At 64.1% G+C, this 21587-nt stretch carries 14 protein-coding genes and 1 pseudogene; 5 read left to right on the top strand and 10 right to left on the bottom strand.

Features of this window, described 5'->3' with window-relative positions; all coding sequences use genetic code 11:
• Positions 1 to 12 precede the first annotated feature (12 nt).
• The 5 genes and pseudogenes from WS57_RS05590 to WS57_RS05570 all read right to left on the bottom strand — a co-directional run.
• Positions 13 to 2685: pseudogene (locus WS57_RS05590) on the bottom strand (type VI secretion system Vgr family protein); the annotation flags it as partial.
• 124 nt (positions 2686 to 2809) lie between these two features.
• Entirely contained in the window at positions 2810 to 5206 is a 2397-nt protein-coding gene (locus WS57_RS05585) for a T6SS phospholipase effector Tle1-like catalytic domain-containing protein (RefSeq protein ID WP_009694744.1), read from the bottom strand.
• The gene (locus WS57_RS05580; protein ID WP_059517305.1) at positions 5203 to 5817 is read right to left on the bottom strand and encodes a DUF3304 domain-containing protein; all 615 of its coding nucleotides are present in this window, start codon (positions 5815 to 5817) and stop codon (positions 5203 to 5205) included. The genes WS57_RS05585 and WS57_RS05580 overlap by 4 nt, the downstream gene beginning before the upstream one ends.
• A gap of 81 nt (positions 5818 to 5898) precedes the next feature.
• A complete protein-coding gene (locus WS57_RS05575; RefSeq protein WP_009694742.1) occupies positions 5899 to 6723 on the bottom strand; it encodes a DUF4123 domain-containing protein in 825 nt (274 codons plus the stop codon).
• Positions 6724 to 6731: 8 nt separating this feature from the next.
• Positions 6732 to 9536, bottom strand: a complete 2805-nt coding sequence (locus WS57_RS05570) for a type VI secretion system Vgr family protein (RefSeq protein WP_069243852.1) — start codon at positions 9534 to 9536, stop codon at positions 6732 to 6734.
• A 385-nt stretch (positions 9537 to 9921) separates the two neighbouring features.
• Here WS57_RS05570 and WS57_RS05565 point away from each other — a divergent pair, with 385 nt between their 5' ends.
• Together WS57_RS05565 and WS57_RS05560 are read left to right on the top strand one after the other, a co-directional pair.
• Positions 9922 to 10182 (top strand): PAAR domain-containing protein, encoded by a 261-nt coding sequence (locus WS57_RS05565; RefSeq protein WP_009694740.1) that lies wholly within the window; start codon positions 9922 to 9924, stop codon positions 10180 to 10182.
• A gap of 2 nt (positions 10183 to 10184) precedes the next feature.
• Positions 10185 to 11606, top strand: coding sequence for a hypothetical protein (locus tag WS57_RS05560; RefSeq protein ID WP_063888067.1), 1422 nt, complete (start codon positions 10185 to 10187; stop codon positions 11604 to 11606).
• Positions 11607 to 11638: 32 nt separating this feature from the next.
• Here WS57_RS05560 and tssF read toward each other — a convergent pair whose 3' ends face one another.
• Positions 11639 to 13489 (bottom strand): type VI secretion system baseplate subunit TssF, encoded by a 1851-nt coding sequence (tssF, locus tag WS57_RS05555; protein ID WP_059517315.1) that lies wholly within the window; start codon positions 13487 to 13489, stop codon positions 11639 to 11641.
• 153 nt (positions 13490 to 13642) lie between these two features.
• Entirely contained in the window at positions 13643 to 15118 is a 1476-nt protein-coding gene (locus tag WS57_RS05550) for a PLP-dependent aminotransferase family protein (RefSeq protein ID WP_040131643.1), read from the bottom strand.
• 154 nt (positions 15119 to 15272) lie between these two features.
• On the opposite strand from WS57_RS05550, the gene WS57_RS05545 reads away from it, so the two are divergent.
• The gene (locus tag WS57_RS05545) at positions 15273 to 16472 is read left to right on the top strand and encodes a GNAT family N-acetyltransferase (protein WP_009693392.1); all 1200 of its coding nucleotides are present in this window, start codon (positions 15273 to 15275) and stop codon (positions 16470 to 16472) included.
• A 23-nt stretch (positions 16473 to 16495) separates the two neighbouring features.
• Here WS57_RS05545 and WS57_RS05540 read toward each other — a convergent pair whose 3' ends face one another.
• A complete protein-coding gene (locus WS57_RS05540; protein WP_069243851.1) occupies positions 16496 to 16966 on the bottom strand; it encodes a DUF3331 domain-containing protein in 471 nt (156 codons plus the stop codon).
• Between the two features lie 44 nt (positions 16967 to 17010).
• The gene (locus WS57_RS05535) at positions 17011 to 18225 is read right to left on the bottom strand and encodes a CynX/NimT family MFS transporter (RefSeq protein ID WP_059517325.1); all 1215 of its coding nucleotides are present in this window, start codon (positions 18223 to 18225) and stop codon (positions 17011 to 17013) included.
• A 314-nt stretch (positions 18226 to 18539) separates the two neighbouring features.
• On the opposite strand from WS57_RS05535, the gene WS57_RS05530 reads away from it, so the two are divergent.
• Both WS57_RS05530 and WS57_RS05525 read left to right on the top strand, forming a co-directional pair.
• Entirely contained in the window at positions 18540 to 19232 is a 693-nt protein-coding gene (locus tag WS57_RS05530; protein ID WP_155774261.1) for a hypothetical protein, read from the top strand.
• Positions 19233 to 19587: 355 nt separating this feature from the next.
• Positions 19588 to 20649 carry a 2,3-butanediol dehydrogenase gene (locus WS57_RS05525; RefSeq protein WP_009693387.1) on the top strand — a complete coding sequence of 354 codons (1062 nt, stop codon included), beginning with the start codon at positions 19588 to 19590 and terminating at the stop codon, positions 20647 to 20649.
• Positions 20650 to 20678: 29 nt separating this feature from the next.
• Here the strand turns inward: WS57_RS05525 and WS57_RS05520 are convergent, their stop codons facing one another.
• The gene (locus WS57_RS05520; protein ID WP_059601645.1) at positions 20679 to 21449 is read right to left on the bottom strand and encodes an alpha/beta fold hydrolase; all 771 of its coding nucleotides are present in this window, start codon (positions 21447 to 21449) and stop codon (positions 20679 to 20681) included.
• Positions 21450 to 21587: the final 138 nt, after the last annotated feature.

The following is a 21587-nucleotide window of genomic DNA, read 5'->3' as shown; positions in this document are numbered from 1 at the left end:
TCAGCGATCGATCTCGATGGACAGCGGCTCGGCGTCAGCCGAGGTCACCAGGTGGGTGTGTCCGGTTGAGTCGGTTACACCATGTTCAACCGCCCCGTTTGCGCGGATGATGCGGTATGCGCGCCCGGCGATCGGCTCACCGGTCTGGTCGTCCTTGAGCACGAACGCCTCGTCGAACATCGGCGCGCGGGAATCCGGCAGCCCGGGCAGCGAAGGCGCTGCGGCCAGCGGCCCCGGAAACGGATGCGATCCGGCCTTGACGGTAAACTGTCCCGGCGTCTCGATCGTGATATCGCCGCCCTTCAGCGTAATACGGCTCGGCCCTTGCTGGATCACGATCGCGTCTTTCGCCAATACATCGACGCGGCCTTCCGTCGATGTGACTTGCACTGACTGGTCCGCCAGGACCTCCATTGCGCCGGTATGCGCCTCGACACTAACCGGCCCGTGATTCGCGATTATCTTCACGCCTCCCTGCGAGCCATACAGGCTCAGCGACTCGCCCGATACGCCGGCGATCGTCGCGCCTGCCGAGTAATGCGCGTCACCCTGCGCCGTCAGATGCACATGCTCGGCAGCATACGAGACGGCTGTCTTTGGCGTCACCAACGCTACGTTTTCCGGAGATTCCATAACGATTGCGGGAACCGCGAAGCGCTCGACAGGGTCGCTGCCATTGCGCTCCGTTCCGCTCGCCTTGGTCGATGCTTGCCCGTTGACCGGGCCGGTATACTTTCCGTCCTGCTGCGGGTCGATCGCCTTGAGAAAATCCGTCTGCGCACCGTTCGCGCCGAGGCCTTCGGCCTTAGCGTCAACGGCAGTTCCATCGAGCTGCCGCGCAGTCAGGACTGCCTGTTTCAGTTGCCCAACACTCTCGGCCACGTCCATTTGCGTCGAGGTCGCTTCGGGGCGAGCCGTGCTCGACAGGAGAACACCTTTGCCTGCTCGCACGACATTCCAGCCGTCAGTGGCAAGTTCGAACCCTTCACCGCGGTACATACCGCGCGACGCTCCGTTCTGCGCAATCAGGTACCCCTGCGCCAACACACTATTCGCAACGGCGTTGCCGACTTCGTGGCGCAATTGTCCCGCCGCATCGTCCATCACCCACCGCGTGCCAGGCTGGCCGTCCAGCGTGCGGGTCTGCACACCGGACAGCGCGCCGGCGTGATTCGCATTGCTGCCCTCGCCGGCCGCGAACGGCGGCTGCACACGTCCTCCATAGACTTGACCCAGGACGACCGGCATGTCGATATTTCCCGAATCAAAACCGATCACGACTTCGGCTCCCACGCGCGGCGTGAAGCTGTGCCCGAAATTCGGCCCTGCCGTCTGCTCGGCGACGCGCGCCAGCACACCGGACCGATGATCGCCCGGTGCATGTCCGGCAGGATTCGAACGGCTCGCCGTATCCGTGAGTCCGCCGGGAAGCGGCGACTCCCCTCTCATCCAAGGAAACTGCACGCGAACCTGGTGATCGCGCGTGCTGCTCACCGAACTGCCTGGCTCTCCGACCACGATCGCCGTTTGCACGCCAGGCACGATCGGTCGAGCCCGAGTATCGGGCACGATCGCTGTATCGGGAGGAATGCCGATGAAGCTGTTGCGATACAGACCGTTGTCCAGCTGCCCTTGGCCGAGCAACTGCGCGATCTCTGCACCGAGATTGTTGACGGCCTCATGGTCGATGGAGAGTGGAACGAACCGGATCGCTTCGTCCAGGTAACCGTCCAAGGTGTATACGCTACCGGTTTCGAGCGTTCGAATCGAGCCAGCGCCACGATGAAGCCGCCTGGGTAGCCGAAGGGCGTCGAGACGCTGCCCCGCATATTGATCCGCCTGATCCGAACTGTTGAACCGGCCAGCGCACAGCCCGTCGTATATCTCGCGGGCGGGGAGCATGGGAGTGTCCGGGTCGGCCTGACTGTGCGCACGACCGGAAACGGCCACGAGTTGATCCGCTTTCCAGCTCGATACCACGACACGATCCGGAACCATCTGATGACGCTCGGTGAAATAAGTCATCACGCCGTCCGGATCGCCAACATCCTGCAGATTGTACTGAACGGTCCCGCCCGCGGGCAGCGTGGCGTGCGAATCGAACACGATGAGCGTGTGATCACCACTGGGCGCTTTCTCCGCATCCTGCGCGTGCTCGAAACGGAACGACAGACCGGCTTCCGACAATAACCGCAGCGTGAATTCGTGATCCGTCTCCCGATATTGTCCGCGCAGCTTGAACGTTCGCAGCGCGTCTGTGAGGTCATAGCGACGACGCGCTTCGGGATAGTCGCCGAATACACGTTCACAAATGCCTTCCGTGTCGAGATCCACGAAGTACAGACAGTTTCGGCGCAAATGCAGGAAGGCAAGCCATGACTCCAGCGTCAGCCGGTAGCGTGTGATTCCACCGTCGCTGTCTGCGTATGCAGCGTGTGTCACATAGCCGTTCCAGCACCGCTGGCCGGCCCCGCTCGCCAGTCGCAGCCGGGCCGCACTACCAATCAGCGGCGCGAGGTCCAGAAACGGTTCGGTCGACAGCAGATCGATCTCGAACCGGAACGATTCGTTGATTCCCTCTCGTCCATGGAAGCGTTCGACCGCAAACTTGCCCGGCATGGCGGTATCGATCTGGATGTGACGAGTCGTCTGATCGTATCCCATCAATGCGGCGGTTAGATTCATGACAATATCCAGTTCTGCTTAAGTCCCATGGGTATCTTGCTCCGCGCCACAGCTCCGAATATCGGTTCGTTCCGTAGATGGCAGGGGAGCGGCATCCTGCTACCGAGTTGCCTCGTACCCGCGATCAACCGGGCCATGTGAACTTGGCCGCGCGGAACTCGTTCAACTTCAGTTCGCCTTCCCATTGCTCCTGCGGGGTTTCGACGTGCGGTGGTTCCCAGCGCTTGCCGTCCACGTAAACGGTCCGCCAGCGCAGGTAGCCCCAGATGCAATAGGGCTCGCGACCACCGGTCTGCTGCTGGAGTCCGCTTGTCACCTTCGGGTCGGTCAGCACTGCGCTGTCTGAAGGTGCAGCGTAGCTATTCTCCGCCCGCGCCTTCTGCGCCGCTTGCATAGCAGCGTCGTATCGCTTCAATACATCGCTCTCCTGCGCAGTGAGCGGTGACTGCGGCTCCGGGCCCGGCGGCATGCCGACGCTCGGCCCCAACGCCAACGTATTCGGGTTCATTGTCCGCAGGCGTGGCCACGCGCCCGGCAGGCCAGAATCGACCTGCGTCTTCCATGCGGCGTGTTCGCGCGTGTAGCTGGCCTGCTTGGCTTTCAGTGCCTGGATCTGCTTATAGTTCCAAACGTCATCGTCGTCGCCCATCGGCTTGAACCAGGCGCGCGAATCGTGCATATAGTTGTCGTATAGCGTGCTAATGGGCTCTGCGAGAGGCAGGGTTGCATTCCAGTCGTCACGCACCTGCTTCCACTGTTCCCACTTGTCTTGCAATTGCGCCTGCGCGACCTGCATCGCCCGCTTGCTGACACCGGCCGCCGCGGGAACCGCCATCGGCACGCTTCCGAGAATCATGATGAACGGCAGGAGCGCCACGGACGCAACAGCCGCGCCCTTGGGATTTTCACGGAGCCAGTTTTCACCGTACTTGCCGATGTAGTAACCAAGACTCGGCCCCCCGTCCCGCTCATGCTGCAGCAAATCTTCCCACTCAATCTGCAGTTCCTGATTTGCGCTGTCGAGATCCGTTGCATCCTGCGGATACCCGGCCTGAGCCGCCTTGAAGCCCGGTTGAGCCCGCATGTTCTTGAGCCGCATCCTCCGCCATCGCAAGTAGTAGCCGTAGTGGGCACGCATCAACCCCGGCGTGCCATGTGACGGGTCGTGGTAGCAGCCCGCGGTCGCATTCACGTAGGCTGCGAACGCCTGCTTCAGACCGGGAGATATCTTGAAGGCATTCGCCGCTTCTGCGGAAACGCCCACTCCCTTGATGTCGAGCGGCACGCCTGCTTTGCGTGCTTCGCGGTACATGTCGAGCAACGGAATCTGGGACAGCTTGTCGGAATCGTCGCGACCGCGCCCCTGCTCGCCAGGCGCGTAGCCACCGCCGACATCCGAGTGCACGCCGGGATATACGATTTCTTCGCGACCGCCACCAGAACGATCGATCAGATCCAGAGGAAACGAGCCGCGTGGCTCGTGCGCCGCGACCATGTGAACGCAACGACGAACATACGCGGGCACCGCCATCAACTGGCCGCGCCCCCAGCCCCCGTGCCCGTCGAACAGCGTGGGCGCGGCGCCCTGTGCAATGCCGACAGAAGCCACCGTATCGAAAATGCCGAGAAATTCGTATGAAACCGGCACCCCGCAGAGGTTGAAATTGTCGAGTGCATCCGGCAGCCAATTGGAAAAAGTACGTGCCTCCGCGGATCCCCGGGAGAAGCCGAATACATACAAACGAATATTCCGCAGTGCAGGTTTGCCTTTTACGAGCTTGTCGCCGACGCGCTCCTTGAGGCGTGCGAGCCGCTCATTCAACACCTTGCGGCGCATCGCGTCCCAGGCCTGCATCGCGGCGGCCCACTTCGACGAGTCAACTTCGCTCTTGAGCTGCGCCCAGATCGAATCGTGCTCCCACGTCAGCTCGATGCCGTTCTGCTCAGCGGCCATCAGCTTGAGCGCGCCGGCGCCGGGGCTGGAGCGGGCCTTGATGTCGCCGAGACTTCCCGGTTTGGGGATCACGCCGCCGGAATCAATGCCCTTGAAGTTCATGTCGACGCTCATGGATTTCACGAGGCTCTTGTCCTTCACACCGAGCGCCGCACTTAGACCGATCTTGAACGCGCATTCGTGCACGACGTTATGGATTTGCAACAACGCCCAGTTGATGCGCCCTTCCCCCGCCCATCCGGCGGCGGCGCCTGCGGCCGCCTGCAGTCCTACGCCGTAGTCGCCGACTTCTTCAGTAAAAGGCGTACCGACGCCCGCGACATAAATCGCCTTATGATATTCGTCCTGCTGAAATGTATCCCGGAGCCGCGCGACATTGCTGTGCTTGTGTCCGGATCGATCCCGCTCGGCATTGTTGCGTGTGCCATCGAAGAAAATACCGATATGTAGCGTCTTGCAGCAACTCATGCCGTCGTCCTCATGAAGCCGACGGAGGATCGCATCCTGCTCTTCTGACGTCACTACACTGACATCCGGTCGTTCGGCGGAAGCAAAGCGAACGCTCATGGCGCGGCCTCCACAATCCTTTTATCCGGCTTCGGGCAGTCGCGGCTGCTGTTCAGCACCGTAAAGTGCCCCGGACAAGCCTTGTTCGGTACCTGTAATCCTTCCGGGAACGCCGGCGCCCCCGGTAGCCAGGGAGACGCATATGCTTTGATCCTGTCCCCCGGGAAAAACACGATCCACAGATAGCCATCCGAGAATGAACCATACTGCTCGATCGGTACGACCCGGCTTGCCACCGCATCCGGATTGCGCTTGTACATCTCGTCGTTGCGCCATTCGACCTTGACCGTCAGTCCGGGACGCCATTTTTGAGGAACCGACACGCAGCATGTGATACCGCCGCCCGCGCTACCGATACGGGCGGGCACATTCCCACCCCAGGTCCCGTCGACATAGAACGTGCCGATCGGCACGTCCGTGTAGTTCAGCGCATTCAGCTTCAGCCCGATCCGGGCATCTTCATCACCAGGTCGCGCGATCTCCTCCACCGTCGTCCCGGTTTGCGTAGCCGCGTGATCTGTCGCACGAGAGCAACCTGCTCCTGCGACGAAGGCGACCAGAAAAACAGTCAGGCGAACAACGGCCATCACCGATCCAGTTCGTAAATTCATGACTCGATTCCCATGTCTGGATCCCGTTTATCCATGCATTGCATCACATCGCGCTCCGTTCCGAATCGATCCGCATCGCGCTCATACCGATATCGTCGTCACGAGCCACCCGGCCGCCCTCAGTGCATCGAGTGCCACTCGCGGCGTTCGTGCCGATGCATCTTCCCTCTCCCACGCATCACGCACGCACGCGTATGCCTCGGATGGTTTCGCGTGCAACTGTCCAAAGGTTTCCGGGCGTTGCCGGACATGGAAGAGCAACGTATCGACCTTGGCCGCCTGCCTGAGCGCAGCGATCTGGTCCGGGTCAAGCCGGTACGGCGCGGAATTCGTATCAGCGGCACCGCCGCCGCCCGTATCGACGGATTCGACGTCGAGCGCCAGCAACGAACCGGTACGATCGAATACCCACCATGCATCGATTCCGGCAAAGAAGCGTTTGCGTTGCGACGGCGTCAGCACATTCACCCAAGTCGGCAGGCAACGAGTATCGGCGAGGCGCACAAGGAATGCCTCTCCGTCGTCGGCACGTGCCTCCATTTGTCCCCGCAGATGCGCAGCCAACGCATCGGCGCCGATCGCCGCGCCCAGGAGGCTCAACATCGGACGCCCGTCCGTATGGTGCAGCAGATCGGCACACACGGCCGCCCGCATTTCCGCCTCCTCGGGCAACGACATCAGGCAAGGCGAAATCGCCATCAGCCCGTCGCCCTCATAAACGCCTTCGTACAGCGCGATGACCGAACGCCCGGAAGACGGCGGGGACAAGCGATCGCGCAACGATGGCAGAAAACTCATATCGAGCAATACGTACCAGTGCGTGGACGCCGCAGACGCGTCGAGCACCTGTCGCATTTGCGACAGCGCGTCCGGCGGATACGAATCGATCAAGTCCGCGTTATCCATCGATTTGCTCAAACCGACTTGCCGGCAAGTGCACTACCCGATTGCATCGCGTGCATCAAGCATTCGACGCAAACCTTGTCGGCAAATTGCGGCAATTGCGTATCGAGTTGATCGGGACCAACGAATCCATGCTTCGCAGCGTGCACCGTAAGCGATCCCGGGCAACCGAACACGACGTTGCCATCCTCGATCGTCAGATGCGCACCGCCACTCACCGCGAGATGTAAAGTCTTCCTGGCGGCCAGTTCGACGTTCGCGTTGACTGATACCATCTTCAATTCCTTCTGCGCATGTAGCGTCATCCGATCGTGCTGCGCCTGAAGATCGAAGCCCGCCGCACCGGAAATCACGCTCAGCCCCGCGCCCGACGCTTCGCGCGCCGCCGCGAGCCAGCCGATCCCCTGGCCGCTGTGCATTCGCACGACCTGGTTCACGGCCATGTTGATGTCCTCTCCGCTGCCGACGGTCAACGTCTCGCCAGCGGCCCAGTGCAGCGCCTGACCGGCAAGGATCCCTTGACCACCCTGTGCCTCCAGCCCGAGTACGGCATCGCCCGTGTGAGGCAAGGATTGGCCTGAATTGCGTTGTCGAGCGTCGCTCGCCGCCTGGTCGAAGCTTGCAGCGCTGACGGTCGTGGAAAATGTTTTGGTGAGGGCGTCGATGGGACCTGAGTGATTGTCGAGCATCGACTGCCCGGTCCGTTGCACGCCCCGCTGAACGGCAAGCGGCACCGTACGATGCGTTTCCGCCGCTTGATCGAAAAGGCGCGCAAGCGTCGCTTGCTGCGCCAGTAGCGATTGCAACGCAGACACGTCGCCCGCCGGCTGATCGGGCATCGTCGCGTAACTCGATACGAGCACACCGCGTGCACCGCGCACCGCGCCATATGCGTCCGTCCGCAACTCGACACCTTGTCCGCGAAAACTGCCGAGATAGTTGTCGGCCTGATGACGGAGATGACCAAGGTTCAATTCGGTCGCTGCATGCGTCGTAGCCATCTGCAAGCGCCCCATCGCATCGCTATCGTCCGCGACGAGCTGGTTGTAGCCTTGGCCATCAAATCCCTGCGACTTGAAACCAGACAGCACACCGACATGATTGTGACCATCGGGTCCGCCACCGGCCCCGTGCCAACTCGGGCTATAGCCGCCGGCAAGATTGCCTTGCGCGCTCGGGGCATGATCCGACGCTTGCCGATAGATGGCAGGATCGGACGGCTGTGCCGGCTCGCCGCCTGGAGTGGGCGCCTCACCGCCTTCGCCACGGCCGTTGAACAGGCCACCCAGCACGATCGGCCGGTGCACGAGTCCATGCTGAAACTGTACGAGGACTTCCTGACCGATTCGCGGTGTCTGCTGCAGCCCATGCCCGTCGCTCGCGAGCCGCTGCATGCCACGGGTCGGGTAGGTACCGTGGTCGCTATCGAGTTGCCAGTGGAAGCGGATCCGAACCCGCCCCTGTGCGTCGGTATGTACCGGACCAGAAGCCGCCGGCTCAAGCTCGCCTTGCGGGCCAGCCACCCGGGCAGTCTGGGCTCCCAAAGCAGTCGGCACCGGGTTGAGTCGCTGTCCGCTACCGTCCTCGAGTGTTGGTCGCCATGCCTGTCGACGCGGCACGGCTTCAAAACGATTCGCATAACCGCTGGCGACGGCGTGCGCCGAAATCCGGGAATCGGAACTCGGAGGCGGTGGCATGCCAAGGCCGCGCTCGACGAGCGCGATCACGTTTTTCGGCAGATTGTTCACACCGGCATGTTCGATTCTCACCAGCAGAAACTCGTCGGGTACCGATGCATTGTCTCGCGCCAACTGCCAGGCGGGGTTCGCGATTCGGAACGCGTTGCCGGAGCGCGCTGATCGCAGCGTGCTGCAGCCCATCCAGAAGCGAGCCCGGGACACGATTGCGTCGGCCTGCCGACGCGCCGTATCTTCAGCGTGTTGCACGCTTTCGAATGCCTCGGGTCCGACGTCGTCGTAGAGTTCTCTCGCACCGCTCGGATTACCGAGGCTCGCAGATGCGGTAATCGCCTGGTTGCTGCGGTAGTCGCTACTGATCAACGTAAGCCGATCGGCCGTCAGCGACAAGGACTGGCCGATACCGAGAATCTGGTCAGCCGCTACCGTGTCGCCGTCGCTCAAACGCTGCGGAATTCCGCCGAGACGGGCGGACGTTTCGTCGTCGGGAAGTTGCGCGCTGTCGTCGAAAATCACGAGCGTGTGACCTGCCGGCGCGTCGTCGTCCTCGACAAAGCAAAATCCCAATCCAGCGTCCGCAAGCAGTTGCCGAACGAAGCCGAAGTGCGTCTGCGTTCGGTACTGGATCTTGTAGTCGAGCAACCCGAGCGCCTCGATACGCTTATCTGCGTCGCCCGTGAAGCGCCAACGCGCAATTCGCTCGTATTCACCGAATATCGTTCCGATAATATCGGCGAGACTCTGCTTCACGAATGTGCGCTGGGTCCGCCCGTGATCCAGCACCGCAAGCCAGGGCGCGAGTTGCAGCGAGTAACGCGCCACCATACCGTCGAAGCCGAGACAGCGGGCCTCGACAACCAGTCCGCTGCGCACGGCGAAAGATCCATTCGTCAGCGCGCAGCGGAGCGTAACGCGCTGACCTAGCATGCCTTCGAGGTCCAAAGCGGGATCACGGGACAACCCGTAGATGTCCCATCGATAGTTTTCCGAGAGATGCTCCTTCCCGGACCAGGACTCGACTTGCAGTCCAGCTAGCGACCCTTGGCCTTCGAGGGAATAAAGGCGATCGGCGGCACTAAATAAGTCCGCCAACGAAGACGATTGTGAAGAGACGTCCATGCAATCCCCGCTCTCTCGGGCGCCAAGCCGTATCTATTTTCGGATTGTGATAATCGAGGAGGCGAAAGCCGCGCCCCGTAGCTTCGGGTCAGCGACCCCTGGATATTCAGCATTGGAATCTGATAATCATTGTCGCAACGCCCCAATGATGCGGCCCTATTTACTGAATATTATCGCGTAGCTTACCATGAGCCAAGTGCATGCCAAGTGTCCTTGTCAGTTTCCATATGCAAATTAAGCCGGTCGAGTGATCCGTCGGTTTGCGCCGAGTTAAACGAACCGGTTCCATGCGGTAAATCTGATACGATATTCAGCTTCCCCGGACGCAATATCAGGTAATAATTTCCCAATTTAACGCTTGCCCATACAAGGTAAGGAGAGATCCATGACACGTCCGTTCATCGTTCTCGGCGACAAACACAGTCATGGCGGCACCGTAACCAGTGCCTCCACACTTGCCGATATCGGAGGCAAGGGGATTGCGCGGAGAAACGACAAGGTCACCTGCCCGGTCCACGGCCCAAACTACATCGCGGAAGGAGATGACACCGCCATCATCGACGGAAGCGGTGCCGCGCGCGACGGATATAAAACCGCATGCGGCGCCACGTTGATTGCCGGCCAATCGACCACGGGCGGCGAATAAACATGCTGGGCAAACAGCGGAAAGCATTGCCGATCGTGCGCATTGCCGTCGGAGTCGTTTCAACATTCGGCCTGGTGTGGCTGGTTGTCGCCGCATACTGGAGAGCAACCTTCCACGTCCCGACGGGAACCGATCTTGCCGTGTATGGGATAGTGCTGCCCGTCGCTCTTATCGCGGTGACTGCCTGGCTTCGCGACAGGATACGCGCACCGCACCGGCGGGATTCCGCAGCCGCCGCTTCCACTGCGCTCCCAGAACTGCCGAACCGGGACGTGCACCCTGATTCCTCGATCGCATTGCTGGACAGCAGCGTCCGGTTGCCCGCGGGCGATAATGCGGATATGGTGCTCGACACCGCCCTTGACGGAACGACAGCCGGGCTGCATACCGACCTGAAGCGCGCCGACGGCTCCGGGGTATTTGCAGCCGCTGTTACTTCGATCTCGGTGCCAAGCTTCGACGACAGTCTGCTGCCTCCAGGGGTCACGGCGGACTGGAGCAATGAACAACGCCGCGCACTGCTACTCGCCGCGGAGGCGATGGACGACCTATTGCAGAGACATGCAGCCGCCGCGTTATCGAACGATACCCGTGAATGCGGAGTACCCGCCTTCAGGCTACATTTGCTGGTTCCTGCTCGATGGCAGGCGATCGCACAGCAACTCGGCGCGTGGCTCGATGCCCATGTCGCCCGCAACCGGTGGCGCCCCGGCGTCGAAGCAGCCCGCGTTGTCCCCGTAGCGAACGCGGTTCAAGCGCTCTCGCTCGTCGATGCGCTGAATCTGGACATCAACCGGCACCCTTCCGCCCTGCGGCATATTGTCCTTGCGTGCGAATCGCTTCTGGATCAAGGCACGGTCCGCACCCTCGACGGCACCGACAGGCTCTACGGACGAAATCATCTCGATGGCTGCATACCCGGTGAAGGCGCGTGCGCGTTGCTGCTCGCTCACCCGACGGAAGCGTATGCGCAGCCTGTGCCTCATCTGTTTCGCGTCTCGGTGGCGAACCGCGACGCGCCCGTCGATCGATTCGATGCGCAGCAGGACGACGTGCTTCATCGGTTGATCGAACAAACCGTCGGCCAGTCCCTCGCCTCAGACAGGGAAACGAAGGTCAGCGGAATCGTCTGCGACACCGACCAGCGCAGCAGTTGGCGCACGGAACTCATCGGCGCACTTGAAACGTGGCGCGCAGCTACGCCAGCCGTAGCGCCGGATGCGGCACCGCCCATGCTGGGGCTCGCCAACGGGGAAAGCGGCGCGGCGTTGGCGCTCGGCGCGATCGCCGTCGCCGGCGCGCGCCATCTCCGCGAACATCAGCCGGTGCTCGTCATTTCCAATAGCGATTCGATTGCCCGCGGCGCCCTTCTCGTCGGATCAGCTCCGACAGATGAAGATCGGAACCACATCGCCGGCACCTGACACGCTGTCCGCGTCTGCAGCGACACTCGTGGTCAGAGCAGGAAATCGGCGCCTCGGCGCCGCGGGAATCTGAGAAGTTCGTGCCCGTCTTCGTTCGACAACAGCACGAGTTGCGTAAAGCCGCTCGTGCTGAAATACAGGCTCAGGAGATCGTCGAGCATCCGCGCAAATGCATAGATGCCCGTACTGGCAAAATGCGTTTCGTCGATCGTCAGGTGCAATTCGATGCCTCGAGCGACCCCGGCAAATGATGCAGTAGACAGCCATGCCGTCGCCATCTTCCATTGCAAGTCGACCAAGCCGTCGATCTGGTGAATCGCAGGGCCGACCTTCGTCGGACTGTGGAGCGACAGCAGGTCGCGCACAGGCTCGATCCCGGTCAACGCAATGGGACTGTGCGCCAGTTGAGAAATGAGGCGCCACCATGCGCCGCGATCTCGGCTGAAGTTTTGAGGTTTCGTTGGCGAGTGCAACAGCATGATGCGTCGGGCGAGCGTTCCCCCCTCCATCATCAGGTCGCCCGTCGCCGTGCCGTGCTCGAGATGTTCCGCCAGGTTACGATTACTGCATGTCAGTTTGAAATCAAGCCCGGGTGGAGGTCGCATGGGCTCCAGCGCACCATTCACAAAGCCCAGCACAAACTCCAGACCAGGGCGGCTATTCTCCGCCAGAGTATCGCGACTCGCACACCAGTACGCTGCATGCTGCGTCTCCGGTCTAGCCCTGTGGCTCAACGCGTAAAGCGACTCGAATTGCGCAACCGTCGTCCCCTGGGATGTTTCTTGCGTCTGCTCGACAGCGTCAACCGAATACACTTGGTAGCCGAGAATGTTCTGCTCATCCACCACAAGGGGATAAGCATCCCTGCTAGATACGGAATCGAATGAAGCGGATAGCTTGCCCGTCGTGTTGAACAGGTTGACGACCGGCGTGCATCCAAGCAGGATGTTTTCCACACCGAGTTGCGTGAGGACCCGAGCGGTGGGCGAATCTGCCTTCAGGTCCTTGAGCAGGATATGCAGCGTAAAGTGCCGGCTACCGGCACGCCTGATTTGCCGTAAATCGCAGTCGAAGAAGCCGAACTTTTCCGGATAGGCAAAATATTCGGTGAGAAACAGATACGTCGGATTCGATCTCTCTGGAAACGGAATCAAACTTTCCTGACGCCGCAGTCCCGCGAGCGCCAGCGGTATCTGTTCGAGCGCTAGCCATTTGCCACTGTAATCGGGCTCTACGTACGCCCGCAACGCGCGCATAGACAATGCATCACGCAATGATGCGGTAAGCAAGGGATCACCTTGCGTGTACAGGCGAATCGAATCGAGATTCAACGTTTCAAGCGAAACATGTGCCGACTGCATGGAGAATGACAGCGAGATCTGTGCCGTCGTCTGCGGCGGCAAACGGAGCGTCCTGGGAATTTGCGCGACAGCTTCGAAACGCACGTCGGTCAGTTGCAACGGCGACAGCACAACATCATACGCGGTCCGAAACATGACCTTGGTGCCATTCACCGGCCGGCTGTACAACTGAGTCCCTCGCGGAATGACGACAGCGGACGACATCCGCGATGCGCGACCGGCATCGACGTCGAAGCAGGCAATGGAGCATGACGGAAACGGACGCAGGTAGTGCGGATACATCGTCTCGATCAGCCCCTCGGCGAATTCGGGGTAGTCGTCCTCAACGCGCCGAGCGGCACGCGCCGCGATGAAAGCGAATGCCTCGAACATGCGCTCGACGGAACGGTCACCGCTCTCTTTGTCCGAATTTCCGGCCAGCAACAGTCGGCTCGCCACCTTCGGATAATCCGCGGCAAACTTACGGGCGCTCTGACGCAGCAGTGCGAGCTCTCTTTCGTAGAAAGGCAGCAGGTCTTCCATGCGCTATGACCCAAGAATGGGATTCTGATCTCGACCGGCAGTATCGCATTCAGCCGGAGTCGCTTCGTCTAATGAAGCGGAGTTTACTTCACAGTCACACCGAACCCTCGCGCCGTATCGCGCTTTCACCGTCGCGCGCACCACTTCCGTCCTTCATTCAACCCGCCCCACCCGCTCCGCAATCGCCGACACTGTCCGCAACATCGGCTCGAACGCATCGGCCGACGTATTGCCGAAGCCAAGCACGAGCCCGTTGCCGGCCGCCTTCGCATCCATCGAAAATCCCGACAGCGGAAACGGCCCGATGCCATGCGCACGCGCCGCCTCGACGATCGCGCGATCGCGGTAGCGCGCGGGCATCCGCAACGTCAGATGCAGCCCGCACGGCCCGCCCTCGACCTGGTGCGGCACGCTCAGGCTGCCGTCGAGCGCGGCCAGCAGCAAACGCCGCCGGTCGCGATAGAGCCGGCGCATCCGCCCGAGATGCCGGCCGTACTCGCCGGTCTCGATGAAATCGGCAAGCGCGAGCTGCACATGGCGCGTGCCGCCGCGCAGCATCTCCGGCAGCGCCGGACGTACGGCGGCCAGCAATGCGTCGGGCAGCACCAGAAACCCGATGCGCAGCGCCGGAAACATCGTCTTGCTGAACGAACCGAGATAGACGACCGGCGAATCGGGCGCCAGCCCGTGCAGCGCACCGATCGGCTCGCCGGTATGACGGAACTCGCTGTCGTAGTCGTCCTCGATGATCCAGGCGCGATGCCGGCGCGCGGCGTCGATCAGCGCCAGCCGCCGCGAGATCGACAGCACCGCGCCGGTCGGGAACTGGTTCGACGGCGTCGTGTAGACGAGGCGCGGCGTGCGCGTGTGCCAGTCGTCCGCGTCGGCGCGCAACCCCTCCGCGTCGACCGGCATCGGCACGACGTCGAGATCGGCCGCCTGCATCGCGGTGCGCGCGCCGCGATAGCCGGGCTCCTCGACCCACACCGTATCGCCGGGGTTCGTCAGCAGTTGCGCGCACAACGCGATCGCGCCCTGCGCGCCTTCCGTGATCACGATCTGCTCGGGATCGCAGCGCACGCCGCGCGTCACGGCCAGATGCCGCGCGAGCGATTCGCGCAGTGCGCGCTCGCCGAGCGGATCGCCATACGCGAGCAGGTCGTGGCCCGCGCGGCGCAGCGCACGGTCGATCGCATGCCGCCACGCGTCCACCGGAAAATGCGACAGCGCCGGCACGCCCGGCCGAAACCCTTCCGATTCGCCGGTCCCGACGAGGCTCGGACGGATCCGCTCGAGCCGCTGCGCAACGGCCGGCGGCGCGGCACGCCGACGCGGCGGCGCCGGCCGCGACAGCCCGACGACGCGCGTGCCGGTGCGATCGGACTGCAGGAAGCCTTCGGCGACCAGCTGCTCGTAGACGGCGGCGGTCGTATTGCGCGACACGCCGAGCGTCTCGGCCAGCGCGCGCGTGCCCGGCAGCCGCGTGCCGGCCGGCATCGCGCCGCCGAGGATCGCGTCGCGCACGCGGCGCAGCAGCTGCCGCTGCAGCGAAGGCGCGCCCGGGGCGCGCGTGAGCGGCGCATCGAGCGGCAGCGGCCGCGCATCGCCGGAAGGAACGGGAGTCGTCATCGAAGCGTCGGGATGTCAGGGTGCCGGGTACGTCGCATGCCGCTCGTGGCACCATAAATTTGCCGATCTCTGGCACTTCTCATGGTACCTCGGCCGGACTACGATCGTCTGCATGCCGGCATGTCGCCGGCCGCCAACCGACGCGAGATCGACCTTGTCCACGCTCACCAACGACTACCGACAACCCATCGGCCACCCCGTTTCCGACTGGTCCGCGCGCCCGCGCCCGGAACGCATCGTGCTCGAGGGCCGCTACTGCCGTCTCGAACCGCTCGACGCCGAGCGCCATGCGTCCGACCTGTACGCCGCGTACGCGCAGGCGCCAAACGGCAGCGACTGGACCTATCTCGCGCACGGCCCGTATGCCGACGAAGCCGGCTACCGCGACTACGCGCGCAGCGCGCAGGCAAGCGCCGATCCGCTGCACTACACGGTGATCGATCGCTCGACGAACCGCGCGGTCGGCACGCTCGCGCTGATGCGCATCGATCCGGCCAACGGCGTGATCGAGGTCGGCTCGGTCACGTTCTCGCCGCTGCTCAAGCGCACGCCGGTATCGACCGAAGCGCAGTACCTGCTGATGAAGTATGCGTTCGACACGCTCGGCTACCGCCGCTACGAATGGAAGTGCGACGACCTCAACGAGCCGTCGCGCCAGGCGGCGGTCCGGCTCGGCTTTCGCTACGAGGGCACGTTCCGGCAGGCGATCGTCTACAAGGGCCGCAATCGCGATACCGCGTGGTATTCGATCGTCGACGGCGAATGGCCGGCCGTCGCGGCCGCGTTCGAAGCGTGGCTGTCGCCGGACAACTTCGACGCGCAAGGCGCGCAGCGGCAGTCGCTCGCCGCGATCCGTCACGCGCAGGCCGACGCGCGCGACGCGGCCGGCCGCACGAACCACGCGACGCGCGTCACGGTGCGGCCGCTGGTGGCCGCCGACGAAGCCGCATGGCGCCCGCTGTGGCAGGGTTACCAGAAGTTCTACAACACCGCGCTGAGCGACGCGGTGTTCGCGACGACGTGGGCGCGCCTGATGGATCCGGACGAGCCGATGTTCGTGCTCGGCGCATTCGACGCGTCCGGGACGATGATCGGGATCGTGCACGCGATCTACCACCGCTCGTGCTGGACCGAAGGGCCGTACTGCTATCTGCAGGACCTGTTCACGTCCGCCGACGCGCGCGGCCAGGGCGCCGGCGGCGCGCTGATCGAGGCCGTGTACGAACGGGCGCGCGAGGCCGGCGCAAGCCGCGTGTACTGGCTCACGCACGAGACCAACACGACCGCCCGCGCGCTGTACGACCGGCTCGCGAACAACGCGGGGTTCATCCAGTACCGGAAGGATCTCAAGTAACGCGCGTGCCGGCGCCCCGGCGTTCAGCCGAGGACGTCGGCCGGATCGCTCGCGTCGACGGCGTCCGATGCGGCGTTCTCCGCGCCCGGCACCGCCGCCGGGCAGATCATCTCGTCGCCGTTGACGGGCACCGGTCGCCGCACCGGTCGGTACACCGGTTCGCCCGGCTCGATCGGCCGCCCCGAGATCGCACAGCGTCCCGGCTGCAGCGCGACGCGCAGCCGCCAGCGCTGTTCGCCGTAATGACAACGGCCGCTTTCGCTCCAGCGCACCAGCAAACCGTCGTCGCCGGCCTCCAGGATCGTGACGAACAGTTGCGGACGCAACGACGAGACAGCCGGCGCACCATGCTCCGACAGCAGCGCGCGGTCGGCCTCCATCATCTCGCGCGCCATTCCCGCCGTGCCGGGCGACGGCCCCGCATCCGGTTCGTCGCAGGCCAGCAGGTGGTACGACACGTATTCGCTGATGAGTCTTTCCATGAGGTTCGGCATGCTTGACGAATTTCCGTGAAGATTGAATCGAGCCGGCGCTGCGCTCAACGCCGGCCCGTCGGTTCGCGCAGCAGCGCCAGGCCGATCGCCGTGCCGAGCGCGGCGGCCGCGATCATCAGCCCGATCCCGCCCGGCCAGCCGAACGCACCGACGATCGCGCCGATCGCCAGCGGCCCGATCACCTGTCCGAGATAGTTGCCCTGCACGACCCAGCCGATGCTGAGCGGCGCAAGCGATGGCGACGGCGCGGAGCCCGGCGCGCACGCCAGGATCGTCGCCGGCAGCATTCCCGCGATCGCGGAGAACGCAAAGCCCAGCGCGACCGCGATCGGCGCGGGCGTCGCCGCGCTGAAAAAGCCGATGCCCGCCGCACCGATCGCGACCGAGGTCGCGGCCATCACGATCCCCGGTCGCGCGCCGCGCGACAGCAGCCAGCCGGCGCTCAGGTTGCCGATCACGCAGGCGGCGACGATCGCCGCGCCGATCAGCCCGGCGGTGCCGACCGCGACGCCGAGGCGCTGCATCAGGAACACCGGCAGGAACGCCATCACCGCGAAGAACTGCACGTTGTAGGTGGCGAAGCCGAGCGCGAGGAGCGTCGTCGAGCGCTTCGCAAGCACCTCGCGCAGCGCGGTGCCGATGCGCGGCGCGCCCGCGTCCGACGAGGTCGGCGTGTCGGCGGACGTCGTGACGGGCACCGCCGCCGCCGCGACGAGCGTGAGGATCGCGGCCGCGAGCCAGCCGTTGCGCCAGCCGCCGAGCAGCGGCCCGACGAGCATCGACAGCGCGATGCCGGCAGGCATGAACGTGCTCCACAGACCGAACACGAGATTGCGCCGTTCGGGCGGCGTCACGCGATTGAGCACGGCCGGCGCGGCGACGACGACGATCACGAAGCCGAGCCCTTCGGCGAAACGCGTGCCGAGCAGCAGCGCGAAGCTGTTCGTCCATGCGCCGGCGAGACTGGCCGCGCCGAGCATCGCGAGGCCCGCAATCAGCAGCAATCGGTCGCCCCAGCGCCGCACCAGCAGGCCGGCGGCGATCCCGCCGATCACGCCGACGAACGGGAACACCGACATGATCGCGCTCAGCGACGCGAGCGAACCGCCGAATTCGTGCCGAAGCGACGGCAGCGCGATCGTCGCCTTGCCGACGTGAAACGCCGACACGATGCTGGCCAGCACGACGTTCGCGACGGCGGCGCGGTAACTGCGAGAAGCGGTCGCGGCGGCGGGCGCGGCGACAGGCGATTCGGTCATCTCCCACCTCCGTTGAGGCGCCGCGCGGAACGGGACGTTTGGCGCGGACACGATCGGACTGGCGCACATGATACAAATTGAAGTTAACTTCAAGTAAAGGGGTAACGTGCGCAACGATCCGTTTCACGGGTCGCGATAATGCGTCGTCGCCGGCGTCAGGACACGCGTCCATATCCCGCTCGCCGAAGCTCGGGCAAACTACGGCGGACGATTCGGCCTGCCCGACTGCGCCGACCAAAAACAATATCCATTGATCGTTTCCGAGGTGGTTCAAAACCATGGCCCGAAAATCCGGCAGCAAATACTTCAAATACGTGGCGATTTTCGTGCTGTGTTTCGTCGCCGCGTGCTACATGGTTCCCGAGTATCCGGACTATCCGCAGTCGGACCGCTCGATGGTCGACGAAATGAAACTGGACGGCACCGGAGACAAATTGCTCGTCCGCACGAAACAATACGATTACGACTTCGCGCTCGGCGATCGCACGCTGAGCGCGGCCCTGGCCCCGCTGCGGCACTCGAGCCCCGTGCAGCCCTCCGATACGCCGTGGTACGCACACGGAGAACTGTCCGACCTGCAGATCCAGCCCGACGGCAGCTTCAGTTCGCGGCTGACGGTCAGCTTCATCGGCTACGACCCGGACTATCGCCCGACCGACATCGGCCTGCCGGACGACGAAATTGCGCGGCTGGAGAAATACGGCTTTACGCGAACCCGCACCAACTTCGGCGATGCGTTCGGCGCCTCGTGGTCCGCCGACGTCGTCGGCCACCGGCACGCTCGCGGCAGCCTGGGCACCTACGCCGGCGCGGATCTCCTGACCTGCTGCGGCACTGAGGTGAACGAGATTCTCGACACGCAGGAAAAGATCGCGCACAACCGTCGGCTCAACGCGATGCTGCGGCCGGTGACCGTGGTGACCGATGCGGTCAGGCATGTGATCGCGGGCGCCGCCCTCGTCGTCGTCCTGTTGTTCGGCGGTGATCTGGGGCTGCCGCGCGGTTGACGAACGGGATGGCCGCCTCGGGCGTTCGCGGCCCTCGTTCGTCTCGCGATTCATCTCATTGCGCTGAGACGAATGTCCCACCGTCTCACCGGGCACGAGATTTCGCATCCGCAGCAAATTTCAGCCGCGTGTGTCGCAGCTCCGCCTGCTGTCGATCCGAAAGAAATGCTGCATCGCACCGCTTCGCCATCCTCCCGGAGCGCGGCATCGCCCCGAATCACGCTGGCCCCGTTCCTGCTTGTCCGTCGATCGCGCAATCGCGCGACGGACGGGAGCGCCACACCGCCTCCCCGCCCGACGACAACCTGACGGAGACAGCAACGTGAGTACACCGGCACCGATCACCGCCCCCAGCATGAAGGCCGCCGTCTGGCGCGGCCGCCGCGACATCCGCGTCGAAGAGGTTCCCGTTCCCGAGCGCCCGCCGGCCGGCTGGGTCCAGATTCGCGTGCACTGGTGCGGCATCTGCGGGTCGGACCTGCACGAATACGTCGCCGGGCCCGTGTTCATCCCGGTCGACGCGCCGCACCCGCTGACGGGCCTGAAAGGCCAGTGCATCCTCGGCCACGAGTTCAGCGGCGAGATCGCGGCGCTGGGGGCGGGCGTGACCGGCTTCGCGGTCGGCGATCGCGTGACGGCCGACGCGTGCCAGCATTGCGGCAAGTGCTGGTATTGCACGCACGGCCTCTACAACATCTGCGAGAACCTCGCGTTCACCGGGCTGATGAACAACGGCGCGTTCGCCGAATACGTGAACGTGCCGGCCGAACTGCTGTACCGGCTGCCCGACAACTTCCCGACCGAGGCCGGCGCGCTGATCGAGCCGCTCGCGGTCGGGCTGCATGCGGTGAAAAAAGCCGGCAGCATCGTCGGGCAGACGGTCGTCGTGGTCGGCGCGGGCACCATCGGCCTGTGCACGATCATGTGCGCGAAGGCCGCGGGCGCCGGGCGCGTGATCGCGCTGGAGATGTCGGCGGCGCGCAAGGCGAAGGCGCTGGAGGTCGGCGCGAGCGTCGTCATCGACCCGAAGACGTCGGACGCGATCGCCGAAGTCAAGGCGCTGACGGGCGGCTATGGTGCGGACGTGTCGTTCGAATGCATCGGGCACACGGCCACCGCGAAGCTCGCGATCGACGTGATCCGCAAGGCGGGCAAGTCGGTGATGGTCGGCATCTTCGAAGAGCCGACCTCGTTCAACTTCTTCGACATCGTGTCGACCGAGAAGGAGGTGATCGGCTCGCTCGCGTACAACGGCGAATTCGCGGACGTGATCCGCTTCATCGCGGACGGCCGCATCGACGTGCGGCCGCTGATCACCGGGCGGATCGCGCTCGGCGATATCGTCGCGCGCGGCTTCGAGGAACTGGTCAATCACAAGGACCGGAACGTGAAGATCATCGTGCAGCCGGGGAGCTGACGGTATCCGCGACACATTGCGCGGCCGGGCTACGGCGGCCACCATGCGGACAGCGGCGCATCGAGATGAACGAAATGGCCGCCCGGCACGACGCTGAAACGGGCGGCCGGACACAGCGCCGCCCACCGGCGGCATTCGATATCGACGTCGAGCATCGGATCGGCGGCACCGAGCACCACGTGCACACGCGCGGCAAACGCCGCGCCGTGTTGCGGCGACGGCAGCGGCAACGGCCGTGACCACGCATCGCCGACGACCGCGTCGAATACGTCACGGTCGAACATGCCGCGGCACGGCGCCCGCGCGCGGTGCCGCCATTGTGCCGGGACCATCGCCACCGCCGATCGCGCCCGCACGATCGCATCGACCAGCAAGCTGAACCGCGCAAAATCCGGGCGTTCGCGAAACGCCGCCAGCGCCGCCGTCACGAACCCCGCATCGTTCCCGCCGGCATCGAGCGACATCGCGAGCCGCACGAACGCCGCGCCGACATCGGCGACCGGCGCCAGCAGCACGACCCTGCCAAGCGCATCCGGCATGCGCGCAGCCAGTCCGAGCGCGAGCGTTGCACCGAACGCATGGGCCACCACGTCGACCGGCCCGCCTCCGCGCTGCGCGAGCAGCCGCAGTTCAGCCTCGGCCGCGCCGACGAGCGCGCCGAACGGGCTCGGGTACAGGACGACCGAGCGCGGCTGATCCCACCAATGAATCGGCAGCGAGCGGCCGAAGTGCGCGCGCTCGAACGCGGCGCAGCCGCCAGGGCCACCGTGCAGGAACAGCGTGGGCGCGTCGCCGTGCATGAGTTTCCCCGTTCGCGGCTGCGACATGAGAAGTCGAGGGTTCGTTCGCCTATGGCAACGCATGCGCGTTCCATCGCTAAACGGACCCTAGCGCACACGCCGCTGCGCGCCTTTAGTCAATTTGAATCATGGAAACGC

Origin of the sequence: Burkholderia pseudomultivorans (assembly GCF_001718415.1) — a bacterium.
GTDB lineage: Bacteria > Pseudomonadota > Gammaproteobacteria > Burkholderiales > Burkholderiaceae > Burkholderia > Burkholderia pseudomultivorans_A.
Note: the sequence above shows the minus strand (reverse complement) of the source record. Positions and strands in the feature narration are given on the sequence as shown.

Bases quoted from the DNA above. Each gene is read 5' to 3' on its own strand.
- WS57_RS05585 (WP_009694744.1), bottom strand. From the start codon at position 5,206: ATGAGCGTTCGCTTTGCTTCCGCCGAACGACCGGATGTCAGTGTAGTG.
- WS57_RS05580 (WP_059517305.1), bottom strand. From the start codon at position 5,817: ATGAATTTACGAACTGGATCGGTGATGGCCGTTGTTCGCCTGACTGTT.
- WS57_RS05575 (WP_009694742.1), bottom strand. From the start codon at position 6,723: ATGGATAACGCGGACTTGATCGATTCGTATCCGCCGGACGCGCTGTCG.
- WS57_RS05570 (WP_069243852.1), bottom strand. From the start codon at position 9,536: ATGGACGTCTCTTCACAATCGTCTTCGTTGGCGGACTTATTTAGTGCC.
- WS57_RS05565 (WP_009694740.1), top strand. From the start codon at position 9,922: ATGACACGTCCGTTCATCGTTCTCGGCGACAAACACAGTCATGGCGGC.
- WS57_RS05560 (WP_063888067.1), top strand. From the start codon at position 10,185: ATGCTGGGCAAACAGCGGAAAGCATTGCCGATCGTGCGCATTGCCGTC.
- tssF (WP_059517315.1), bottom strand. From the start codon at position 13,489: ATGGAAGACCTGCTGCCTTTCTACGAAAGAGAGCTCGCACTGCTGCGT.
- WS57_RS05550 (WP_040131643.1), bottom strand. From the start codon at position 15,118: ATGACGACTCCCGTTCCTTCCGGCGATGCGCGGCCGCTGCCGCTCGAT.
- WS57_RS05540 (WP_069243851.1), bottom strand. From the start codon at position 16,966: ATGCCGAACCTCATGGAAAGACTCATCAGCGAATACGTGTCGTACCAC.
- WS57_RS05535 (WP_059517325.1), bottom strand. From the start codon at position 18,225: ATGACCGAATCGCCTGTCGCCGCGCCCGCCGCCGCGACCGCTTCTCGC.
- WS57_RS05525 (WP_009693387.1), top strand. From the start codon at position 19,588: ATGAAGGCCGCCGTCTGGCGCGGCCGCCGCGACATCCGCGTCGAAGAG.
- WS57_RS05520 (WP_059601645.1), bottom strand. From the start codon at position 21,449: ATGCACGGCGACGCGCCCACGCTGTTCCTGCACGGTGGCCCTGGCGGC.